This is a genomic window from Streptomyces palmae (assembly GCF_004684805.1).
Taxonomy (GTDB): Bacteria; Actinomycetota; Actinomycetes; order Streptomycetales; family Streptomycetaceae; genus Streptomyces; species Streptomyces palmae.
On record NZ_SRID01000025.1, the window covers coordinates 1 to 22,778 of the forward strand.

13 protein-coding genes and 2 pseudogenes are annotated in these 22,778 nt (G+C 73.8%); 5 read left to right on the plus strand and 10 right to left on the minus strand.

Annotated elements, in window-relative coordinates; genetic code table 11:
• The 6 genes and pseudogenes from E4099_RS04785 to E4099_RS04810 form a co-directional block, all read right to left on the minus strand.
• A partial coding sequence (locus E4099_RS04785) for an AfsA-related hotdog domain-containing protein (protein ID WP_280923480.1) occupies nucleotides 1-701 on the minus strand: 701 nt, incomplete at its 3' end.
• Nucleotides 698-2,137 carry an NAD(P)/FAD-dependent oxidoreductase gene (locus E4099_RS04790; protein ID WP_167828289.1) on the minus strand — a complete coding sequence of 480 codons (1,440 nt, stop codon included), beginning with the start codon at nucleotides 2,135-2,137 and terminating at the stop codon, nucleotides 698-700. The genes E4099_RS04785 and E4099_RS04790, both read right to left, overlap by 4 nt.
• The gene (locus E4099_RS04795; RefSeq protein ID WP_135337671.1) at nucleotides 2,134-3,156 is read right to left on the minus strand and encodes a 3-oxoacyl-ACP synthase III family protein; all 1,023 of its coding nucleotides are present in this window, start codon (nucleotides 3,154-3,156) and stop codon (nucleotides 2,134-2,136) included. The genes E4099_RS04790 and E4099_RS04795 overlap by 4 nt, the downstream gene beginning before the upstream one ends.
• Before the next feature lie 11 nt (nucleotides 3,157-3,167).
• A pseudogene (locus tag E4099_RS04800) lies at nucleotides 3,168-7,313 on the minus strand (type I polyketide synthase); the annotation flags it as partial.
• A gap of 45 nt (nucleotides 7,314-7,358) precedes the next feature.
• A pseudogene (locus E4099_RS04805) lies at nucleotides 7,359-13,295 on the minus strand (type I polyketide synthase); the annotation flags it as partial.
• Nucleotides 13,296-13,435: 140 nt separating this feature from the next.
• Nucleotides 13,436-14,287 (minus strand): alpha/beta fold hydrolase, encoded by an 852-nt coding sequence (locus E4099_RS04810; protein ID WP_135337674.1) that lies wholly within the window; start codon nucleotides 14,285-14,287, stop codon nucleotides 13,436-13,438.
• A 341-nt stretch (nucleotides 14,288-14,628) separates the two neighbouring features.
• Between E4099_RS04810 and E4099_RS04815 the strand changes: the two genes are divergently transcribed.
• From E4099_RS04815 to E4099_RS04835, 5 genes are read left to right on the plus strand one after another with little or no spacing between them, the layout of a single operon-like run.
• Nucleotides 14,629-14,880, plus strand: coding sequence for an acyl carrier protein (locus E4099_RS04815; protein WP_135337675.1), 252 nt, complete (start codon nucleotides 14,629-14,631; stop codon nucleotides 14,878-14,880).
• Nucleotides 14,877-15,776, plus strand: coding sequence for an SAM-dependent methyltransferase (locus tag E4099_RS04820; RefSeq protein ID WP_135337676.1), 900 nt, complete (start codon nucleotides 14,877-14,879; stop codon nucleotides 15,774-15,776). The genes E4099_RS04815 and E4099_RS04820 overlap by 4 nt, the downstream gene beginning before the upstream one ends.
• 10 nt (nucleotides 15,777-15,786) lie before the next feature.
• The gene (locus E4099_RS04825; protein WP_135337677.1) at nucleotides 15,787-17,112 is read left to right on the plus strand and encodes an FAD-dependent oxidoreductase; all 1,326 of its coding nucleotides are present in this window, start codon (nucleotides 15,787-15,789) and stop codon (nucleotides 17,110-17,112) included.
• The gene (locus E4099_RS04830) at nucleotides 17,109-18,122 is read left to right on the plus strand and encodes an SDR family oxidoreductase (RefSeq protein ID WP_135337678.1); all 1,014 of its coding nucleotides are present in this window, start codon (nucleotides 17,109-17,111) and stop codon (nucleotides 18,120-18,122) included. Before E4099_RS04825 ends, E4099_RS04830 begins: the two co-directional genes overlap by 4 nt.
• Nucleotides 18,123-18,152: 30 nt before the next feature.
• Nucleotides 18,153-19,073, plus strand: coding sequence for an SDR family NAD(P)-dependent oxidoreductase (locus E4099_RS04835; RefSeq protein ID WP_135337679.1), 921 nt, complete (start codon nucleotides 18,153-18,155; stop codon nucleotides 19,071-19,073).
• Between the two features lie 429 nt (nucleotides 19,074-19,502).
• Here the strand turns inward: E4099_RS04835 and E4099_RS04840 are convergent, their stop codons facing one another.
• The 4 genes from E4099_RS04840 to E4099_RS04855 all read right to left on the minus strand — a co-directional run bounded on the left by E4099_RS04840 (nucleotide 19,503) and on the right by E4099_RS04855 (nucleotide 22,705).
• Nucleotides 19,503-19,796: a DUF7848 domain-containing protein gene (locus tag E4099_RS04840; protein ID WP_135337680.1), complete on the minus strand. Its 294-nt coding sequence runs from the start codon at nucleotides 19,794-19,796 to the stop codon at nucleotides 19,503-19,505.
• The gene (locus E4099_RS33515; protein ID WP_209446522.1) at nucleotides 19,793-20,617 is read right to left on the minus strand and encodes a hypothetical protein; all 825 of its coding nucleotides are present in this window, start codon (nucleotides 20,615-20,617) and stop codon (nucleotides 19,793-19,795) included. Before E4099_RS33515 ends, E4099_RS04840 begins: the two co-directional genes overlap by 4 nt.
• Before the next feature lie 110 nt (nucleotides 20,618-20,727).
• Nucleotides 20,728-21,951, minus strand: a complete 1,224-nt coding sequence (locus tag E4099_RS04850) for a helix-turn-helix domain-containing protein (RefSeq protein ID WP_245244603.1) — start codon at nucleotides 21,949-21,951, stop codon at nucleotides 20,728-20,730.
• A gap of 115 nt (nucleotides 21,952-22,066) precedes the next feature.
• Nucleotides 22,067-22,705 (minus strand): HAD family hydrolase, encoded by a 639-nt coding sequence (locus tag E4099_RS04855; protein WP_135337682.1) that lies wholly within the window; start codon nucleotides 22,703-22,705, stop codon nucleotides 22,067-22,069.
• Between the last annotated feature and the right edge of the window lie 73 nt (nucleotides 22,706-22,778).

The following is a 22,778-nucleotide window of genomic DNA, read 5'->3' on the forward strand; positions in this document are numbered from 1 at the left end:
GGGTGGCGGGGGTCGGGGACGAGCAGCGGGCCGGCCGCCCCGGGGGCCTCGCCGATCACCACGTTGCCCGGGTCCCGCCGGCCCACCCGGGCCGCGTCCAGCGGGCTGTGCGGTGTCCTGGCGGCCGTCGCCACCGGCTTCTGCGCCCGCTGGAAGGCCCGGAAGACGTCGTAGTCCTGCTGGGACATGAAGGCCAGCTCAGCGGTGAGCTCCATCGCCGGCCGCCCGCCGATCTCCATCTCCCCCCTCAGGACCATCCCGACCACGTCGGACCCCCGGTTGCGGCGGTCGGCCACCCGGTAGTGCAGGTAGCCCTGGAGCGGCCAGCCGTCCCGGACCCGGTACGCGGCCGGCTCCGTCACCCGGAAGGTGATCCGCTGGAGGCTGAAGGGCAGCCCGACCGGCACCCCCAGATGGCGGTGGAGCAGGACGAAGATGGCCTGCCGCGCGGCCTCCGCGGAGGCGAACGGGTCATGGTGGCCCGCCGGGTGGTCGGACCACAGGCTGTGCGCCCGCGGCACCTGGAAGGAGAGGTGGAAGTCGTCCTCGCCCCGCTGGACGGAGTCCGCGACGAACACCTCGCCGATCTGCCGGCGGTGCGCGATGGCCCGCGGCACGGTCTGCTCGAAGTCCAGCGACACCCCCGGGGGCAGCAGCCCCCCGGTGTCCGCGGCCCGGTCCGTCCCGGTACTGGTGGTCATCGGCTCAGCTCCCCTTCGGTACGGTCCGCGGTACGCGGCTCGGTGCCGACCCCGGCGGCCTGCCGCGCCCCGGGGCCCCGGCGCGCGGGCGGCGCGGGCGGCGGCCCGTAGACCGGGCGCCACATGGCCTTGCGGCGGCGCACCTCGCCCGCCGCCAGCGCGCCCACCTGGCCCAGCAGCGCCCGCCGCCCGCCGGCCGCGCCGCCGCGCAGCAGCAGCCGGCCGGTGGCGCCCAGCACCCGGGCCGGGGTGAGCACCTCCAGGACCGAGGCGCGGTGGCTCAGCAGGTTCAGCACCGAGTCGATCCGGCCCCGGGCGTGCAGCTTGCGGACCGTCTCCGGCACCACGGCGGCGATCGGCCCGGCCACACCCAGATCGGCGGCCAGGCCGTAGTACTCGGCGTAGTGGCGGTCCCGCCAGCGGCCGAAGTCGGCGGCCACCCGGTCGAGTTCCGCCGCCGGACGGCCGAGCGCCGCCTCGATCCGGGGGGCGAGGTGGTCGGCCTGGTGGAAGGCGTCGCCGATGCCGCGTCCGCCGGCCGGGTCCTTGAAGTGGCCGGCGTCCCCGACCAGCAGCCAGCCGGGCCCGTGGGCCTCCCGGAAGTAGCCCTGGAACCGCTGGATGCCGTAGATCCGGGTGGCCCGCCGGGCGTCGGCCAGCGCGGCGGCGATCGGCGCGCAGGCCTGGATGTGGGCGGTGATCGAGCCCTCCAGGTCGGCGCGGAAGGAGTCCACCTCGTGCTGCTGCGGGGAGACCCCGACGATGTACAGCCCGCTGTCGGCGGGGCCGCCGAGCATGTGCCGGTCGCCCCACCGGTGGAAGACGAAGGTGGGCTCGTCCCCGGTCCGCGCGCCCTCGAAGTAGGTCCAGTAGTAGCGGCGTTCCCCGGTGGTCAGGTGGTACGAGCGGGCGCCGGTCAGCGCAGCCACCGTGGAGCCGCGGCCGTCCGCGCCCACCACCAGCCGCGCCCGCAGCACCCGTTCGGCCCCCTCGTGCCGGACCCGTACGCCCGCCGCCCGGCCCCTCTCCCGCACCAGGTCGGTGACCTTCGTGCCGAGCCGCACCGCGGCGCCCGCCTCCGCGGCGGCCTCCAGCACCACCGGGTCCAGCACCTGCCGGCGGACGCAGGCCGCCCCGCCGATGTCGCCCGGCCGCTGCGGGAAGTCGGCCAGCACCCGGAAGTCCTCCAGCCGCATGTCCACCCGGCGCATCGGGGTGACGCCCGCCGCGCGCAGCCGCCCGGTGGCGCCCAGCCGGTCCAGGAAGGCCAGCGAGTCGGCCTGGAGGATGTTGGAGGACAGGGTGCCGCCCAGCGCGCCCGCCTGGTCCACCACCGCCACCCGCACCCCGCGCCGGGCCAGCAGCGCGGCCAGCGAGGAGCCGGCCACCCGGGCGCCGACCACCACCACGTCGAAGCTCTCCTCCACCGGGCTCACCGGCGGTTCCCGTTCCAGCGGACGGCCGCAGCCGAGGCGAAGTCGCCGGCGTGCGCGAACCCGGACATCACCACGAGGTCGCCGTCCTTCACCCGGCCCGCGCGCAGCGCCTGGTCCATGGTGATCGGCACGGCCGCCCCGTAGAGGTTGCCGAAGCGGTCGAAGGTGTCCAGATGGCGCTCCTCGGGCAGGTCCAGCGCCTCCCGCCAGTTCTTCAGGAAGATCCGGTTGGGCTGGTTGGTGACCAGCACGTCGATCTCCTCGGTGTCCAGGTCGAGCCGCTCGCACAGCTCCTGGACCAGCTCCGGCACCAGCGTGTTGCCGCGCTGGAGGATCTCGGTGGTCTTGGACTCGTCGAAGTGGATGTCCATCTGGCCGCTGCCCGGCTCCCAGTACTTCCGCTTGTCCGGGGTGACCAGCCCCAGGTCGTAGGCGTACGCCGGGGTGCTGCGGGTGGTCACCCCCAGCAGCGGGGAGGGGCCGCCGAGCTCCAGCAGGGCCACCCCGCAGCCGTCGCCCGGCACCGCGGCGTGCGGGAGCTTGCGGATCTCGGACTGCGCGAAGACCTGGCCCGCGGTGTTCTGCACATTGGCGATCAGCGCGGTACGGGCCGAGCCGTCGGCCATGATCTTCTCGGCCAGCCGCATCATGTACATGAACGAGCCGCAGCCGCCGTTGTGCAGGTCCACGATCCACTCGGGGTCGCAGCCGAGGCGGTCCGCCGCCTCGGCGCCGATGCCGGTGAAGCACTCGTCGGGCAGCAGCACATTGGTGATCAGTACGTCGACGCTCTCGGCGGGATCCCGGCCCAGCCGCTCGAAGAGGGGGCGGGCCGCCTTCGCGATCATGTCGGCGGCCCGGTCCTCGCGGGCCACGTGGTGGCGGGTGGCCGGGATCTTGAAGAGCGGCAGCTGGGCGAGCGGATCCTCCGGCGCCGACTCGTCCGCGAAGAACTCGGGCCCCACGACGTTCTCGGGCAGGTAACTCCCGAAGTCGACTATGCCCAAGGCAGATTGCATGGTGTTTCCTCTCACAGCCATTCCTCGACCGTCCGCGCGGTGTGCCCGGCGTGTTCCTCAAGGAGCGAGAAGTGGCCGCCCGGGACGGGTACGACCGCGTCCACCGCGCGCCACGGGCTCCAGCCGCCCGCCTCCCGGGGTTCCGTGAGGGCTCCCTCCGGGCCTTCCTCGGGGCCTTCCTCGGGGCCTTCCTTGGCGGTCAGCAGCAGGGAGCGGGTGCCGAGCGCGTCCACCGACCAGTCCTCGAAGAGCCGCAGATAGCCGCCCATCGCCAGCACGCCCGCCTCGTTGACGTCCACCTGGGCGTGGTCGCGGTCCAGCACGCTGCCCATCGCCCAGGCGAACAGCCGGTCGCGCAGGGCGGGTTCGGGCTCGAAGGTGTCGAGCAGGACCACCCCGGAGACCGGATACCCCCGCCGCTCCAACCGGGCGGCCACCGCGTGCGCCAGCGCCCCGCCGATGGAGTGGCCGACCAGCAGCACCGGAGCCCCGGCCGCGGCGCGCTGCGCGGCGTCCGCCAGCGCCCCGAAGGCCGCCTCGGGACCGGCCGGGAGCAGCGGCGAGGAGCCGAAGCCGGGCAGGGTCAGCGCCCGCACCAGGCGGCGTGTGGCGAAGCCCGCCGCGAACCGGGCGAACTGGTGCGGGCCCGACCCCGCCAGGAAGGACGGCAGGCAGACGATCGCGGGCTCGGCGGGCCCGTCGCAGATCAGCACCGACTCCGGCGGCTCGGCCAGCTCCTCGGCGGAGGCGAAGGACGGGCGGTAGGCGGCGGCGCCGGTCAGCAGGGGCACCGCCCCGGCCAGCTCCCCCCGCCGATGCGCGGCCCGCAGCAGCCCGGTGAGGGTTCCCTCCCGGGGGGACGGCTGGGGTGCGGGTGCGGCGCCGTCGCGTGCGCCGGGGTCCCGGGGGGTGAACGTGCCCACCCGTGCCGACGGCTGGGGTGCGGCTTCGGTGGGGGTGGCGTCCTCGTGTCCGCCCACGTGCTGGGGGGTGAACGTGCCCTCCCGTGCCGACGGCTGGGGTGCGATCCCGGTGGCGGGGTCCTCGTGTCCGCCGGGGTGCCTGGGGCCCTCCTCGCCGAGCAGCAACCGCAGATGGGCGGCGATCGCGGCCGGGGTGGGGTGGTCGATCAGCAGGGTCGCCGGCAGTTGCAGCCCGGTGGCCGCGGTCAGCCGCTGCTGCAACCGGACCGCGCCCATCGAGTCGATGCCCAGCTCCAGCAGGGTGCGGTCCTCGTCCACCTGCTCGTCGGCCTCGTACCCGAGGACCAGCGCCGCCAGGCCGCGGACCATGGCCAGCACGTCCCGCGGGCGGTCGGGGGCGGGCTCGGTGGTGGACGTCCCCTCCCTGGGTATCGCCGCTGTCGTCCTCGGGGCGCCGGATATCGCCTCGGCGGCTCTGTGATCCGGGGTGGCCGATCCCTCGACCCAGTGCCGTCGGCGGCGGAACGGGTAGCCGGGCAGCGCCAGTTCACGGGCCGCCCGCCGCCCGGCCGCCTCCTCGAACAGCGCCGTCAGATCGCCGCCGGCCGCTCCGTGGGCGTGCAGTTCGCCGACCGAGGTGACCAGGGTCCGTGCCTCGGGCCTGCCCCCCTCCAACCCGGGGACCAGGACCGCGGCGCCCGGGGCGGCCAGGCTCTCGCGGACCATCGGGAGGAGCACCGGGTGCGGGCCGATCTCCAGGTACGCGGCCACCCCCTCGGCCTCCAGCCGGCGCACCCCGTCCCGGAAGCGCACCGGCGCCTCGGCGTGGCGGGCCCAGTACGCCGGGTCCCCCAGCTGCTCCGCGGTCAGCGGCGCCCCCGTCACATTGGAGATGACCGGGACACTCGGCGCGGCGAAGGCCAAACCGCTGGCCACCTCGGCCAGTTCGGTCAGGACAGGCCGCATCAGGGGGGAGTGGAAGGCGTGGCTGACCCGCAGCCGCCGGGTGCGGCGACCGCGTCCCTGCCACTGCCCGGCCCACGCCAGCAGTTCACCCTCGGCCCCGGCGACCACCACCGCGCGCGGCCCGTTGACCGCCGCGAGGGCGAGGGCTCCGGTGCCCGGCAGGGTGTCCCGTACCTCCTCCTCGGCCGCCTCCACCGCGACCATCGCACCGCCGGAGGGCAGCGCGTCCATCAGCCGGCCGCGGGCGGCGACCAGGGCCGCGGCGTCGCGCAGGGACAGCGCCCCGGCGGCGTGCACGGCGGCCAGCTCGCCGACCGAGTGCCCCAGCAGGAAGTCGGGGCGCAGCCCCCAGGACTCCAGCAGCCGGAACAGCGCCGTCTCCAGGGCGAACAGCGCCGGCTGGGTGTACCCCGTCCGATCCAGCGGCCCCGCCCCGGCACCGTCCCCGCTGTCCCCGTTCTCCGGGGGTGCGGTCAGCAGCTTCTTCAGCGGGGTGTCCAGGTGGGCGTCCAGTTCGGCGCAGACGGCGTCCAGGGCGTCGGCGAAGGCCGGGTACCGCCGGTACAGTTCCGCGCCCATCCCCGGACGCTGGGAGCCCTGGCCGGAGAAGAGGAAGGCGGTCCTGGCGGCGCGGGAGGCCGTGCCCCGTACCACGCCGGCCGCCGGCTCGTCGCGGGCGAGCGAGGCCAGTCCGGCGAGCAGTTCGGCGCGGTCCTCGCCGACCACCACCGCCCGGTGGCGCAGGCGTGCCCGGGTCACCGCGAGCGCGGCCCCGATGCCGTCCGGGGCCGCGGTGGCGTGCGCCGGGTCCGTCAGATGGGCGTGGAGCCGCCGCGCGTGCTCCCGCAGGGCCTCCGGGGACTTGGCGGAGAGCACCCAGGGCACCGGGCCGCCGAACTCCCGACGCGCGGTGGCGGGCTCTTCGGCCGGTGCCTCCTCCAGCACCACATGGGCGTTGCTGCCGCTGATCCCGAAGGCGGAGACCCCGGCCCGGCGGACCCGCTCGCCGCGCGGCCAGTCGGCGGGCTCGGTGAGCAGCGCCACCGCCCCGCCGCCCCAGTCGGCCTTGTCGGTGGGCCGGTCCACATGCAGGGTGCGCGGGAGGATGCCGTGGCGCAGCGCCTGCACCATCTTGATCACGCCGCCCACCCCGGCCGCCGCCTGGGTGTGCCCGAGGTTGGACTTGAGCGCCCCCAGCCGCAGCGGACGCTCCGCCCCGTGCCCGGGTCCGTACGCCGCCGCCAGGGCGTCGATCTCGATGGGGTCGCCGAGGGTGGTGCCGGTGCCGTGGCCCTCGACCGCGTCCACCTCGCCGGGGGCGAGCCCGGCGTCCCGGAGCGCCGCGGTGATGACCCGCTGCTGCGAGGTGCCGTTGGGGGCGGTCAGGCCGTTGCTGGCGCCGTCCTGGTTGACGGCGCTGCCGCGGACCAGCGCGAGGACCTGGTGGCCGTTGCGGCGGGCGTCGCAGAGGCGTTCCAGGACCAGGACCCCGACGCCCTCGGACCAGCCGGTGCCGTCCGCGGCGTGGGCGAAGGACTTGCAGCGGCCGTCGCGGGAGAGCGCCCGCTGCCGGCTGAACTCCGTGAAGACGCCCGGGGTGGACATCACCGTCACACCCCCGGCCAGGGCCAGGGAGCACTCGCCGCGGCGCAGCCCCTGCACCGCCAGGTGGAGCGCGACCAGCGAGGAGGAGCAGGCGGTGTCCACGGTCACCGCGGGGCCCTCGAAGCCGTAGGTGTAACTCACCCGTCCGGACAGCACGCTGCCGGCCGAGCCGATGCCCCAGTAGCCCTCCAGGTCGGCGGGGCCGGAGCGGGCCAGCCAGGCGTAGTCCTGCCCGGTGGTCCCCACGAAGACGCCGGTGGGGGAGGCGCGCAGCGCCCCGGGGTCGATGCCGGCGTCCTCCAGCGCCTGCCAGACGGTCTGGAGGAGCAGCCGCTGCTGCGGGTCCATGGCCAGTGCCTCGCGGCGGCCGATGCCGAAGAACTCCTCGTCGAACTCGGTGGCTCCGTCCAGGAATCCGCCGGCCCGGGTGTAGCAGCTGCCGGGCCGGTCGGGGTCGGGGTCGTAGAGCCGTTCCAGGTCCCAGCCGCGGTCCTGGGGGAAGGCGCCCACCACGTCCCCGCCGTCCGCGACCACCTGCCACAGGTCATCGGGGGAGTGGATGCCGCCGGGGTAGCGGCAGCCCATGCCGACGATGGCGATCGGCTCGGTGTGCCGGGCCAGTTCCTCGCGGGCGTCGGCGAGTTCGGCGGTGACGCGCCGCAGGTAGCCCAGCAGCTTGTCCTGGTCGGACAGGGTGTCGGACACGGCTCAGCGCACCCCCAGGTCGTTGTCGATGATGGCGAAGAGCTCCTCGGCGCCGGTGGCGGCGGTGACCCGCTCCCGCAGCGCCCCCGTGCCCTCGGCCACCGGTCCGCTCCCGGACGCGGTGGCGGTCGCCGGCCCGTCGGCGGCGGGTGGAGCCTGTGCGCCCTGTTCGAGCAGGGCGAGCAGCCGGGTGGCGAGCGCGGCGGGCGAGGGGTGGCCGAAGACCAGCGTGGACGGCAGGGTCAGCCCGGTCGCCCGCTGGAGCCGGTTGCGCAGCCGCACCGCTCCCAGCGAGTCCAGCCCCAGGTCCTTGAAGGGGCGCTCGGGATCGACCGCCGCCGCGCCGTCCTGCCCGAGGACGGCCGCGACCTGGGCCGCGACCACCTCCAGCACCAGGGCCGCGCGCCGGTGTTCGGGAGCGGCGGCCAGCCGCGCGGCCAGCTCGCCCCCCGCGGCGGCCGAGCGCCGCCGCACCGGGGCGGGCACCAGTGATCGCAGCACCGCGGGCAGGGCGTCCTCCCGGGCCAGGGCGCGCAGTGCGGGCAGCGACAGCCGGGCCGGCACCAGCAGCGCCTCCGGGGCGCCGTGCACCGCGTCGAACAGCCGCAGCCCCTGCGCGGTGGACATCGGGGCCAGTCCGGAGCGGCCGAGCGCGGCGACCCCGGACCCGCCCAGGTGCCCGGTCATGCCGCTCTCCTCCTCCCACAGCCCCCAGGCCAGGGAGAGCGCGGGCAGTCCCCGGTCCCGGCGCCACTGGGCGAGGGTGTCCAGGAAGGTGTTCCCGGCCGCGTAGTTGCCCTGGCCGGCCCCTCCGGCGACCCCCGCCATGGACGAGAACAGCACGAAGGCGCCCAGCTCCGTGCCGGTGGTCAGCTCGTGCAGATGCAGCGCCGCGTCCACCTTGGGCCGCAGCACGGCGTCCAGACGGTCCCCGGTCAACGACTCCACCGTGCCGTCGTCCAGCGCCCCGGCGGCATGCAGCACGGCGGTCAGCGGCCGGTCGGCCGGTACGGCGGCCAGCACCGCGGCGAGCGCCTCGCGGTCGGCGGCGTCGCAGGCGGCGACCGTCACCCGGGCGCCCAGCGCGGTCAGTTCGCGCTCCAGCTCCGCCGCGCCCGGGGCGGCCGGGCCGCGCCGGCTGAGCAGCAGCAGGTGCCGGGCCCCGTGGACGGCGGCCAGGTGCCGCGCCAGGTGCGCGCCGAGCCCTCCGGTGCCGCCGGTGATCAGGACCGTACCCGCCCGGTCGAAGTCCATCGGCCCGCCGCCCGACTCCCCGGTCGTCCGGGCCAGTCGGGGGACGAGGAGTTCTCCGGCCCGGAGGGCCAGCTGCGGCTCGCCGGTGGCCAGGGCGGCCGGCAGGGCGCGCGCGGAGTCGGCGGTGCCGTCCAGGTCGAGGAGCCGGAACCGGCCGGGGTGCTCGGACTGGGCGGTACGCACCAGCCCCCACAGCGGGGCCAGGCCCGGCTCCGGGGTGTCCCGCGGGCCGGTGCGCACCGCCCCGCGGGTGGCGAACACCAGCTCCGTACCGGCCAGCCGCTCCTCGGCCAGCCACTCCTGGAGCAGGCCCAGGGCCTGGTGGGCGAGGGCGCGGACCGCCTCGGGCGTGGCCGCGACCGGGGCGGCCACCGGGACCAGCACCGTGTCCGGGACGGCGGCGCCCGCGGCTACCGAGGCGGCCAGTGCGGCCGGGGAGGCGTGGTGCTCGATGGCGGCCACCGGGGCCGGCATGGTGTCGGGGGCGGGGGTGCCCGCGGCCACCGGGGCCGGCACCGTGTCCGGGACGGCGGCGCCCGCGGCCACCGAGGCGGCCAGTGCGGCCGGGGAGGCGTGGTGCTCGATGGCGCCGGGCAGCTCCCACGGCGCGTCGCCCAGCACCGCCAGGCGCCGGGAGGGTGTCGGCTCGTCCGCCGCCGGGGCGCTCACCCAGTCGAGGCGGAACAGCGCGTTCTCGGCGGTGCCCGCGGCGGCCGCCAGGCGCTCGGCCGGGACCGGCCGGGCCACCACCGAGGCCACCGAGGCCACCGGGGCGCCGAAGCGGTCGGTGGCGGCCATCCGGACCGCCCCCTCGCCCAGCGGCTCCAGCACCACCCGGAGCGGACCCGCGGCCCCGGGCGCGGCGATCCGCACCCCCGACCAGGCGAACGGCAGCCAGGCCGACGCCCCTTCGGCCTGCTCGGCCAGTCGGGTCAGCTGGGCGTGGAAGGCGGCGTCCAGCAGCGCCGGGTGGATCCCGTAGCGCGCGCCGTCCGCGGCCGACTCCTCGGTGAGCGGGGCCACCTCGGCGTACACGGTCTCGCCGAGCCGCCAGGCGGCACTCAGCCCCTGGAAGGCCGGTCCGTAGCCGAAGCCCCGGTCCGCCAGCCGGTCGTAGAGGCCGTCCACGTCCAGCGGGACGGCTCCGGGCGGCGGCCAGGCCGGGGCGGCGGGCTCGGCGCCCTCCGCCTCGGCCACCGCCACGGTGCCCGCCGCGTGCCGGGTCCAGGCGTCCCCGTCCTCGGCCCCGGCGGGCCGGGAGTGGATCCGTACGGTCCGCACCCCCGCCGGGTCCGGCTCGCCGACCGCCACCTGGAGGTCGACCGCGCCCCGCTCCGGGACCACCAGCGGCGCCTCGATGGTCAGCTCCTCCAGCACCGCGCGGCCGGCCGGCTCGGCGGCGTACAGCGCGAGGTCCACGAACGCGGTCCCGGGCAGCAGCACCGTGCCGTACACCGCGTGGTCCGCCAGCCAGGGGTGGCCGCGCAGCGAGAGCCGCCCGGTGCACAGCCGCGCCCCCGAGGGCAGCGGCACGGTCGCGGCCAGCAGCGGATGGCCGGCCGGCCGCAGCCCCGCGGCGGCCAGATCGCCCACCGACTCCCGGGGTTCGGCCCAGAACCGCTCGGTACGGAACGGGTGTCCGGGCAGGCCCGCCTGCCCGGAGAAACCCTCCAGGGGTACCTCCCAGGACACCGGCACGCCGTGCGCGTGGGCCTGGCCGAGCGAGGCGAGGAAGCGGCGCGGGCCGCCGTCCTCGCGGCGCAGCGAGCCGACTGCCGCCGCGCCGCCCCGCGGCCGGGCCTCCGCGATCTGCCCGATCGCCACGGTGAGCACCGGGTGCGGGCTCATCTCCAGGAAGGCGGTGGTGCCGCCGTCCATCAGCCCCGAGACGGCCTCCTGGAAGAGCACCGTCTGCCGCAGGTTGCGGAACCAGTAGTCGGCGGTCAGCTCGGCGGTGTCCAACTCGCCGCCGGTGACCGTGGAGTGGAAGCGCACCTGCCCGCTGTGCGGCCTGACCGGGGCCAGCGCGGCGGCCAACTCCTCGCGCAGCGCGTCGACCTCGGCGGAGTGGGAGGCGTAGTCGACATTGACCCGGCGGGCCCAGATCCCCTCGGCGGTACAGGCGTCCAGCAGCTCGGTGAGGTCCTCGGCGGGGCCGGAGACGATCATCGAGGACGGCCCGTTCACCGCGGCCACCGATATCCGGCCCGCCCAGCGTTCCAGCAGCGGGGCGATCCGCTCGGGCCCGGCGGTGAGCGAGACCATCCCGCCCCGGCCGCCGATCCTGGCGATGGCCCGGCTGCGCAGCGCCACGATCCGGGCGGCGTCCGCCAGCGAGAGCCCGCCCGCCACGTGGGCGGCGGCGATCTCGCCCTGCGAGTGGCCCAGGACCGCGTCGGGGTGGACGCCGTGGTGGCGCCAGAGCGCGGCCAGCGAGACCATCACCGCGAACAGGGCGGGCTGCACCACGTCGACCCGGTCCAGCGGCGGCGCGCCGGGCGCGCCGGCCAGCACCTCCTCCAGGGACCAGTCGACATGCGGGGCCAGCGCCTCGGCGCAGGCGCGCAGCTCCTTGGCGAAGACCGGGTGGGCGGCGGCCAGTTCGCGGCCCATGCCGAGCCACTGGGAGCCCTGGCCGGGGAAGACGAAGGCGGTGCGGCCGGTGCGGGCCGTCCCCCGGGCCAGGTAGCCGCCCTCCTCCGCGGCGCCCTCCTCGCCCCGGGCGAGCGCGGCGAGACCGGCGAGCAGTTCGGTACGGTCCTCGCCGACCACCACCGCCCGGTGGTCGAAGCGGGCCCGGCCCAGCGCCAGCGTCCGGCCGATCCGGCCCGGACAGGCGTCGGCGCGCGCGGGGTCCGCCAGATGGGCGTGCAGCCGCCGCGCCTGCTCCCGCAGGGCCTCGGGGGAGGCGGCGGAGAGCACCCAGGGCACCGGGCCGGCCGGCTCCCCGCCGACCTCCGGCTCTTCGGCCGGTGCCTCCTCCAGCAGCACATGGGCGTTGGTGCCGCCCACGCCGAAGGCGGAGACGCCGGCCCGGCGGACCCGCTCGCCGCGCGGCCAGTCGGCGGGCTCGGTGAGCAGCGCCACCGTGCCGGCTCCCCAGTCGGCCTTGTCGGTGGGCCGGTCCACGTGGAGGGTGCGCGGGAGGGTGCCGTGGCGCAGCGCCTCCACCATCTTGATCACACCGCCCACCCCGGCGGCGGCCTGCGCGTGGCCCATGTTGGACTTCAGCGATCCCAGCCGCAGCGGCCGGTGCGCCTCGCGGTCCGGTCCGTACGCCGCCGCCAGGGCGTCGATCTCGATGGGGTCGCCGAGGGTGGTGCCGGTGCCGTGGCCCTCGACCGCGTCCACCTCTCCGGGGGTGAGCCCGGCGTCCCGGAGGGCGGCGGTGATGACGCGTTCCTGGGCGGGGCCGTTGGGGGCGGTCAGGCCGTTGCTGGCGCCGTCCTGGTTGACGGCGCTGCCGCGGACCAGCGCGAGGACCTGGTGGCCGTTGCGGCGGGCGTCGCAGAGGCGTTCCAGGACCAGGACGCCGACGCCCTCGGACCAGCCGGTGCCGTCGGCGGCGCGGGCGAAGGACTTGCAGCGGCCGTCCGGGGACAGCGCCCGCTGCCGGCTGAACTCGGTGAACACCCGGGGGGTGGACATCACCGTCACGCCGCCGGCCAGGGCCAGGGTGGACTCGCCGCGGCGCAGGCTCTGGACCGCCAGGTGGAGCGCGACCAGCGAGGAGGAGCAGGCGGTGTCCACCGAGAGCGCGGGGCCCTCGAAGCCGTAGACGTAGGCGACCCGGCCGGACAGCACGCTGGCCGCCGAGCCGATGCCCCAGTAGCCCTCCAGCTCGGTGGAGCCGGCCTGGGCGATCTGCTCGTAGTCCTGGCCGCCGGTGCCCACATAGACACCCGTGGGGCTCTTCCGCAGCGCCCCCGGGTCGATGCCGGCGTCCTCCAGGGCCTCCCACACGGTCTGGAGGAGCAGCCGCTGCTGCGGGTCCATGGCCAGTGCCTCGCGGCGGGCGATGCCGAAGAAGCCGGCGTCGAACTCGGTGGCTCCGTCCAGGAATCCGCCGGCCCGGGTGTAGCAGCTGCCGGGCCGGTCGGGGTCGGGGTCGTAGAGCCGTTCCAGGTCCCAGCCGCGGTCCTGGGGGAAGGCGCCCACCACGTCCCGGCCCTCGGCCACCACCTGCCACAGGTCCTCGGGGGAGCGGACGCCACCGGGGTAGCGGCAGGCCATGCCGACCACCGCGATCGGCTCCTCGGGGTCCTCGGTCGCCGCCGGGGGTGCGCTGGGGGCGGCCTGCGGCGCGGGCCGCTCGAAGCCCGCCCGGGCCAGCAGGTCCTCCGCGACCGCCGCCGGGGTCGGGTGGTCGAAGAGCAGGGTGAGGGGCAGTTCCAGGCCGGTGGCCTTGCGGAGCCGGTTGGTCAGCTCCACCGCCGCCAGGGAGTTGTAGCCGTAGTCGCGGTAGGCCCGCTCCGGGTCGATCGTGCCCGGGTCGGTGCCGAGCAGCCCGGCGGTCTCGCCGCGCACCAGCTCCAGTGCGGCCGGGTAGCGGTCGGCCTCGGGCAGCCCGGCGAGGCTGTCGCACCAGGCCGGGGCCGGCGGTCGGGCACCGGAGCCGCTCCGGGCCCGGCGGGCCTTGGGGCTGCGCCCGGCCTTGCCCGGGGGAGTGTCCGCGCTGTCAGGCATGTCTTCCCTTCACGGTCCTTCGGGCCACAGGCCCCGGGGCGGTACGGAGCGGTCGCGCGCCCCGGGGCCGTTCTTGCCAGGGTTCGCCCTCCGGGTGCCGCGAGGCCGGGTCCGGCCCGACCCGGCCCGGAGGGCGGGTCCTAGGCCCGTTTGGCGGTTCCCTCCCGCAGGAACGACCGGATGGCTGCGGCCAGTTGCTCCGGTTGGTCCTCGGGGATGAGGGTGTAGCTGTCGGCGATCTCGACGTGCCGCCCTTGGGGCAGCAGCGCGGCCAGCCTGCGGCCGTGCTCGGGCGGCATGACCTTGTCCTCGGCCGCCCAGACGACCAGCGCCGGGCGGTCGAAGTCGGCCAGCCGCTTCGCCCAGTTGTCCAGCTCGCTCCTGGCCGGCACTCCCAGGACGTACTTGCGCAGGTCCCGGCGGATCTCCTTGGAGGTCCACAGCTGCCGGAACCACTGGTCCATGACCTCGTGGGGCACCGGCCGCTTGGACATCCGCCCCCAGGTCATCGGCATCCGCCGCATCGGCTTGAACTTCAGCAGCCGGAAGGCGGTGTTGATGCCCCCGGGCAGCTTGGCCGACAGGTACAGGTTGTTGCCGGGCAACCCCGGCGGGAAGTTCTCGAAGGCCTCGCAGGAAGTGATCACCAGGCGCCCGATCCGCTCGTCGCGGCCGTCCGCCACCAGGGCCTGCGGGCCGCCCCAGTCGTTCATCACCAAGGTGACGTCCCTCAGGTCCAGCCGCTCCAGGAACTCGCCGACCAGTCGCGCCACCCCGAGGATGGACAGGTCCGCGTCGGGGCGCATGGGCCGGCGGTGACCGCCCAGCGGCAGGGTCGGCACCACGCACCGGAAGTCGGCGCGCAGCGCGGCCACCACGTGCCGCCACAGCGAGCCGTCCATGGCGACCCCGTGCAGTAGCACGACGACCGGCCCGTCACCTCCGGTGTCCTCGTACTCGATGGTTCCCGCCGAGAGTTGCACCTCAGCCATTTACGAATCTCCCAACGGTCAACGAACGAAGGCGAGCAGTGCGTCTCACGACTGGGTAGAACCCGGATGGCACCTGAAACTGGGGCCACACAACACACTTACCAGTCGTGGCACACGCGTACAGCAAAGCAGCCGCGTCCGCTTCCTGCCAGCATTGCGTGGTGCTGGCAGGAAACTGTCGATCTCTGTTTCCCTCTTGGGGAGCACCCCCGTTTCATACGATGCTGCGGCCTGAATAGCGAGGCCTGCCGTACCGCATGGTCGAGCGAAAACTTTCTTGATCATCTTTTTCTCATTCAGCAGGCCGCTGTCACTTGAAGCGACAAGGAGGCCGAAAGAAAATGATCACCACTGAAGAGGTATGCCAGCTGATCGCGAAGAAGCTGGGCAGCAAGGCTTCTTCTTACCAGCTCGGCGCCGACACGACCTTTGACGAGGTCGGACTGTCGAGCCTTCAGATAGCCGACATCGTCTACACGATCGAGGACGAGGTCGGTATCGAATTCGACTCCAGCAAGGCCGCCGGCGTGAAGACGGTGGGCGACCTGGTCGAGCTGGCCAAGGCCACCAAGCTGGGCAGCATCGACGCGTGAGCGCCACGACCGCCGACCCCCGGAGCGGGGCGGCCTACCAGGGCGCCACCGCTGAATCGATCCGCCACCACTACGACGTCTCCAACGACTTCTACGCCCTGTGGCTGGACGACGACCTCACCTACACCTGCGCGCTGTGGGACCTCCAGGACCCCGCCGACACCCTGGAGGCCGCCCAGCGGCGCAAGCTGGACCACCTGATCGAGGGGGCGCGGGCGGCCGGAGCCCGCCGCGTCCTGGACGTCGGCTGCGGCTGGGGCAGCCTGCTGCGACGCCTGGTCCAGGAGCACGGCGTGCAGCGGGCGGTGGGGCTCACCCTCAGCGACAGCCAGGCCGAGAGCCTGGCCCGGCGCGCGGTGCCGGGCACCGAGGTGCGGGTGGAGAACTGGCTCGACCACCAGCCCGAGGAGCCCTATGACGCCATCATCTCGATCGGCGCCTTCGAGCACTTCGCCCGCCAGGGGCTGAGCCGGGCCGAGCGTGTCGCGGCCTACCGGGAGTTCTTCGAGCGCTGCCGCGCCTGGCTGCCGGCCGGCGGACGGCTGGCACTCCAGACCAACATCAAGGGCAACAACGTCCGCATGGACAAGCAGACCGTGCGCGACCTGCTGTTCATCATAGAAATGATCTTCCCGGAATCCGAGATTCCAGCCCTGTCGGAGGTCCTGGAGGCCAGCGAGAAGATCTTCGACGTGGTCTCGCTGCGCAACGACGCGGACCACTACGCCCGCACCTGCCGGGAATGGCGGGACCGGCTGCGCGCCCAGCGCGCGGCGGCGGTGGAATGCGTGGGCGAGGAGACGTACGCCCACTTCGACAGGTATCTCAACGCGACGGTGGGCCATTTCCGGAACCGTCACCTCGGTCTGTCGCGGATGGTATTCGAAGCGGTGTGAGGAACGATCATTGAACGACTACAAGCACGTCGTTTACTGGCAGGAGACCGAAACCGTTGAGCGGCAACCCGCGCTCCGGGACACCGTCGAATGCGATGTCTGCATCGTGGGTGGCGGATACACCGGCCTGTGGACGGCGTATTTCCTGAAACAAGCGGAGCCGGCGCTCGACATCCGGATAGTGGAAGCGAACTATTCCGGTTACGGAGCCTCCGGTCGTGCCGACGGATTCGCCACCCCCACCATCGGAAAGGACATCCAGGCCCTCGTCGAGCAGTTCGGCGCCCAGCGCGCCCTGGAGGCATCCCAGGCGGTGGGCCGGTCCATCCTGGAGATCGGCAGGTTCACCCGGCGCAACAAGGTCGACGCCGAGTACGAGGCCAACGACTACCTGATGGTCGCCACCGACCGGGCGCAGCTGCGGCGCCTGGAGCAGGACCGCGAGCTCGCCATCCGACTCGGCGGCGCCGCCCCACCGGAGATCCTCTCCCGGGACGAGGCCCAGTCGGTCATCGGCTCGCCGGCCGTGCTGGCGGCCATGCGCACCGGCGGCGCCCTGGTCAACCCGTTCAAGCTGGCCCGCGGCCTGGCCCGGGTGGTCAGGGAGCAGGGCACCGTCATCCACGACGACACCCCGGCCATCCGCGTCGAACCCGGCGTACGCACCACGGTGGTCACCCCCGGCGGCCGGATCACCGCCGACAAGGTGGTGCTGGCCACCAACGTCCACATGCGCGCCTTCCGGCCCTTCCGCCACAAGGTCGTGCCGGTGTGGACCTACGCGCTGATGAGCGAGCCCCTCACCGAGGAGCAGCTGGACCGGGTGGCCTGGGCCGGCCGCGAGGGCATGGTCGAGGCGAAGACCTTCCTGACCTGCGCCCGGCTCACCCGGGACAACCGCCTGATGTTCGCCGGCGGCCCCGCGCCGTACTACTACGGCGGCGACACCCGGCAGCGCAACATGAACCGCGCGAAGGTCTACCAGGAGATCCACCGGGAGTTCCTGCGGTTCTTCCCCATGTGGGGCGACATCACCTTCGGCTACGCCTACGGCGGCACCGCCGACATCGTCCGCGACTACGCCCCGCACTTCGGCACGCTGGGCCGCGGCATCCACTACGGCTACGGCTTCTGCGGCAATGGCATCGCCGCCACCCACACCGGCGGCAAGGTGCTCCGCGACCTCGTCCTCGGCAAGGACAGCGAGTACTCCCGGCTGCTCTTCGTCGACGACGAGCACCGCAAGCAGCCCGCGCCCTTCCCGCCCGAACCACTGCTCTACGTGGGCGCCCGGGCCGTGTCCCGGCTGATGGAGTGGAAGGAAGCGCGCGCGTGACCGGCACCCCCAGACCCCGTACGGTCCTGCTGACCGGCGCCTCCGGAGTGGTGGGCCGCTCCATCCTCCGCGAACCCACCGCACTGCGCCTCCTGGCCGCCACCCACAGCGCACCGGCACCCGAGGCGGACGGACGGCGGATCCGGTGCGACCTGACCGCCGACCGCCTCGGCCTGGAGAAGGAGGAGTACACGGCGCTCGCGGGCGAGGTGGACGCCGTCATCCACTCCGCCGGGCTCACCGAATGGGGCCTGCCCGCCGAGCGCTACCGGCCGATCAACATCGAGGGCACCCGGCGCGTGATCGAGTTCGCCCGGCACGCCGGGGCGACCGTGCACTTCATGAGCACCGCCTTCGTCGCCGCCCTCGCCGAGACCGCCCCGGTCGCCCTGAGCGAGGGCAACATGTGCCGCAACTACATCAGCTCCAAGTGGGAGGCCGAGCGACTGCTGCGGGACAGCGGCATCCCGCACACCGTCTTCCGCCCCACCAACCTCGTCGGCGACTCCGCCACCGGCTGGACCTCCAAGGGCCAGATCGTGCAGCTGATGTCCGACTGGATCTGCCGGGGCCGCGCCCCCTTCCTCCCCGCGCACGCGGGCATCCGGATGGACTTCGTACCGCAGGACCTGCTCTCCAAGGCCGTTCTGCGGGCCATCGAACAGGACGTCAGCGAGGGCGAGTTCTGGGTGACCTACGGGGCGGAGGCGATGGACATGGACGCCTCCCTGCGGGTGCTGGCCAAGCACGCCGCCTACCTCGGCCGCGACCTGACCATCCCGCCGGTCGTCGACCCGGACACGCTGACCGCCGAACAACTGGCCGGGCTGCGCCCCATGGTCCGCAACTACGTGGCCGTACTCCGCGACGTCAGCGAGGTCACCCGCTGCTCCGGCGGCGTCCTGCCCAGCTCCATGCCCGAGCTGCGCACCCGCTTCGGCGTCCCGCTGGTGGATGACGCGACGGCCTATCTGCGCAGCCTGGAGTACGCCTCGGCGCACCTGAGCTGAGATCCCCGACCTGATCGAGAGGACCGCAAAGTGAACGAGGACTGGACACCCCCGGACCTGGGCGGAACCGTCGCCGTGGTCACCGGTGCCAGCCGCGGCGTGGGGCGCGGTATCGCGCTGGCCCTCGGCGAGGCCGGCGCCACGGTGTACGTCACCGGCCGCAGCACCCGGGACGGCGCCCGCACCGAGGGCCTGCCGGGCACCGTGGACGACACCGCGGACGAGGTCACCGCACGCGGCGGCAAGGGCGTCGCGATCCACTGCGACCACCACGCCCCCGAGGACAACGCCGCCCTCCTGGAGCGGCTGCAGGCCGACCACGGAAAGCTGGACCTGCTGGTCAACAACGCCTGGGCGGGCTACGAACGCTCCGCCGAGGTCCGCTTCGACGCCCCCTTCTGGGACCAGCCGACCTGGCGCTACGACCTCATGGAGGCCTCGCTGCGCGCCCAGTACGACGTCACCCGGCGGCTGGTCCCGCTGATGCTCGCCCAGGACAAGGGCCTGATCGTGGGCATCAGCTTCTCCGACGGCGACATCTACCTCGGGCAGGTGGCGTACGACGTCTTCAAGTCGGCCTCCGACCGGATGGCCAAGGGTTTCGCCTACGACCTGCGCAAGAAGGACATCACCGCGGTCTCCCTGCACCCCGGCTTCGTCCGCACCGAGCGCGTGGAGGCGGCCTGGGAGGCGTTGGGCGACGGCCCCGCGTCGGTGGTCCACTCACCCGAGTACGTGGGCCGGGCCATCTGCGCCCTGCTCACCGACCCCAAGCTCAAGGAGCGCTCCGGCTCCGTGCTGACCACCGGTGACCTGGCCGCCGAACACGGCTTCACCGACGTCGACGGCCGCCGCCCCCCGGCGTTCCGCCTGGAGGGCCGGATGACCCTGGCCACCCGCATGGACCGGCTCAACCGCGTGGTGGACGCCCAACGAAAGGCCGATGGCTGAACGCTCTACCCGCTACTGGATGTTTCCGCAGGTGGCGCACTTGAAGTAGTCGCCGTACCGGATGGTCTGCCCATTGCATCCGGGGATGGCGCAGGTCCCGTTTGCGAGGGGACCGAATGGTGCCGGCCCTCGGGACAGACCCCACGTACCCTGATGATCGGCGGGGCGGACGCCTTGTCCTCGGAGACCACCAGAACCAGCTCCGCCCCGCAGTCGCACTGACGGGCCAGGGGATCCCAGTCGGCCTGAACCGCCTCCCGCACCCGGTCCAGGGACGACAGCTCGTCGTCGGTGCTCATCTATCGGGCCTGCTCCCATGGTCGCCTCCTTGACACGACCGTGTTGTTCCCCCGCCCGGCCGTGTGTAACCGAGCGGTGGGCGCGGCCGCTGCCTGGCACGGGGGGCCAGGTAGCGGCAGGGCCTGCCGGTCAGCCCCGACCACGGGCAGCCGCCGGCGGGTCGATGTCCTCGCTGGGGGTGACCCGCCAGAACATCGTCACCGTGACCCGGTAGCCGGTGTGGTGCCGCCCTTCCGCGTCCGCCTTGCCGGTGTGCGCCAGCGCCCACTCCTCGGCCTTGTCGCGCTGTTCGCCCGGGACCTGTTCGGGGGCGGGGGTGGAGGCGGCCTCGCAGGAGGTGCAGTGGACCTCGATGATGTACGGCTCGGCCATGGGCTCCGGTCCCAGGCGCATCTCGACGTACCGCATACGCGTGGTGGTCACCGGGACGCCTCCCCCGGGTCGATCGGACTGGTGTTGAGGGCGATGCGCGCGGCGACGAACAGCAGGTCGCCGGGGGTGAGGCCGCGGTCGGCCGGCATCCGCCAGTGGAATCCCGGGCCTCGGTTCCAGTGCACCGGCGGCATGCACACGTACGCGGCCTCCTCCGGGCGGCGGGGCAGCAGGATCAGTCGGTCCAGGGCGGGGCGCGGTGCCGTCTCCGCGGGGACGAACCAGTACATGCTCTGGTCCTGGACCACCGCGCCGTTGTCGTCACCGAGCAGGATCAGCACCCGCTCACCGATCTCCACCGGCACCCGCACCGCCTTCCACCCGTCCCCCGCCTTCCGCAACCGCGGCTCCAGCCCGAGGGGTGGTTTCCAGTCGACGCTTACTGGGCGGCCCCCGGGAGGTTCAGCCTCCATCTGGGCAAGGGCGGCGGCCAGCTTCGCCGGATCGATGAGCTGGCCGCTGCCGCGCGGGGGCTGCACCCAGTACGGGCGGCCGTCGTCGGCGACATGGTCGGGAGACGGAACGGACAGGTACGTGCCGTCACCGAGGCATTCGCTACCGGGGTACGACCAGGTGCGGGAGGCGCCGACGGGTACCAGCGCGCAGAGATGGTCGTCATCAGGGGTGATGAACGCGGGGCCTGGGATTCCGGCTTTGAGGGCGTGGCGGCCGACAGCGCTGGGAAGTCGAATCGCGTCCCATCGGCGGCCGGTTGGCAGGAGGGTATAGCCGATGGAGTCCCACCAGCGTTCGGCGTGTTCTGGGTCGTCGTCGGCTAATGCAAGCCAGGCGCGGGCGGCAGTGGCAGACATGACACGATCCCCTCACTTGTTGCTGTTGGTGAGGAGATCGTGCCGCTTTGTAGTCTCTGTGCCCGCACAAAATGTGCGGAGTCAATCTCCGGCAATCGCTTGACAAGCCATCAGGCGCCAGCCCACCGGGCGAACCCCGAGATCGTGTCGTCCTGCGCCCGATCCAGCCGCACCAGCGTCGCTGCCGACGCGCGTACTGTCGGATGGAACCGGACGTGGTTCGGTGACAGCTCCCGTGCGCGGACCAGCGAGCGGAAGGCACCGCGCCGGTCACCCTCGGTCAGGCGGGCGTTGGCCACGTCGATGTGATGGTGGGATGCACGCTCGGCAGCGAGCCCTTCGGGGAGTTCCCACTCGTCGCGGCCCTGGTCTTCGCCCCACTCCCGGAGCCGGGCGAGGGCCTGTTCGGTGTCCCCGGTGTCGATGAGAGCCGCGATCTCATGGATGCGCACATTCGTCGGGCCGAACGACATCTCGTAGTGGTCACTGTCGCGGCCCCCCATGAAGACCGCCGCGGCTCGCGCTTCGTCCAGTCGCTGTGCCGCCCGTCCCGGTTGTCCGTCCCGGGCTTCCAGGATCGCGAGTTTGAGCAGCACCGCGCCCTGGACCGCCAGAGCCGGATCCGTGAGCGACTCCTCCGGGGCCAGCCTGGTCAGCTCGGCTTCCAGTGCTTCCAGCACACGGCGTGCGGAGCTGTAGGACCCGGTCCGGATCATCGCACCGGCCTTGAGGTACGTGGCAGTCACCTGCATCAACGGGTCGCCGGACCGATCCGCCGCCCACTGCACCCGTTCGATCGCCGTCATCGACAAGTCGTGGTAACCCAACTTGTGCGCCAAGGAGTTGCTGGCTCGGTAAGCACGGGCCAGCCACCAGTACGCCCGCTTCTGCTCCTGACCCCGGGCAGCCAGCGCCACGTGCGTCAGCTCGGCCAGCAGCCCGGGCAGCAGCGGCCCCATGGGCACATAACGGCCGTCCTGGCGCATCCGAGCCACCTGCTCCGCTTCCGCTTCCAGCACGGGCAGTGGTCGCGGCGCCGTGGTCAGGTCGTCCGGGGAGTCGTAGGTCAGCATGATCCTGCGCAGGTCCGGGATTATGGCCTGCACCTGGTCGTCTGTTTCGGCCCCGTTCATATAGGGCTGTCCAGTCAGGCGCTCCGGACCGACCTTGAGTGCGCGCGCCAGGCGGGCAAGGGTGCCCGGCGCAGGGTTGCGGTCACCCCTCTCGTACTTCTCCAGCAGGCTCACCGAGATCGCGCACCGGTCAGCGAGCTGACGAACGGTCAGGCGGCGGATCTTACGCACCTCGCGGATGCGCTGTCCCACGTGCTCCATCAAGCCCCCAGCGTGGTGTGGCGGGATGCCAGCGTACGATTCCGCTCCCGAGTCCGACAGCACAACAGGTGAACAGCGGATACTTCGACGGGCGGGGGCGTAGGGGCGTACCCACTTACGGGGCAACGATCCCCGGCAGGTCGTGCAGCGACTCGATGTGCCAGTCGGCGGAAGCCGATTCGGGCGATGCGGCCCACAGATGCCCCCACGGGCCGCGGCGCAGGTGGGCGGTGCGGAGGCCGGCGGCTCGCGCCGGTGCCACGTCGTTGGCGGGGTGGTCGCCCACGTACACGACCTCGTGTGGTTCCGCCTGCGCGAGGTCGAGCACCCGGGCGAAGAACCGGGGATCCGGCTTGGCCACGCCCCACTCGCCCGACGTGGCGATCGCATCCACCGGCAGGCCCAGCGCTCGGAGCATCGCGCCCGCCCGCCGGGTCTGGTTTCCGGCGACGCAGACGCGTGTCCCGGTCGCTCGCAGGGCGGCGAGCGCGGGGCGTACGTCGGGATAGAGGTCCGATTCCTCAAGGTGTTCTTCGATGCCGGCAGCCGCCATGGCCGCCCGCTCGGCCGGGATGTCGATGCCGGGCCGGATCAGGCGCAGCGCGTCGGCGTTGTCGCGTCCTTGGGCGACGACCGCGCCAACGAGCGCCGAAAGCGTGTGCCGTGGCACCCCGAGCCAGTCGGCCCACAGAGCCCACCCGCGATCATCGCGGATGAGCGTCTCACCCACATCCAGCACGACCGCGCGAACCATGCAGGCAGCCTAGCGGCCGACAGCATTCGGTCGGGGCTGCTGGACACGGGCGAGTGCATCCTGTACCCCACGG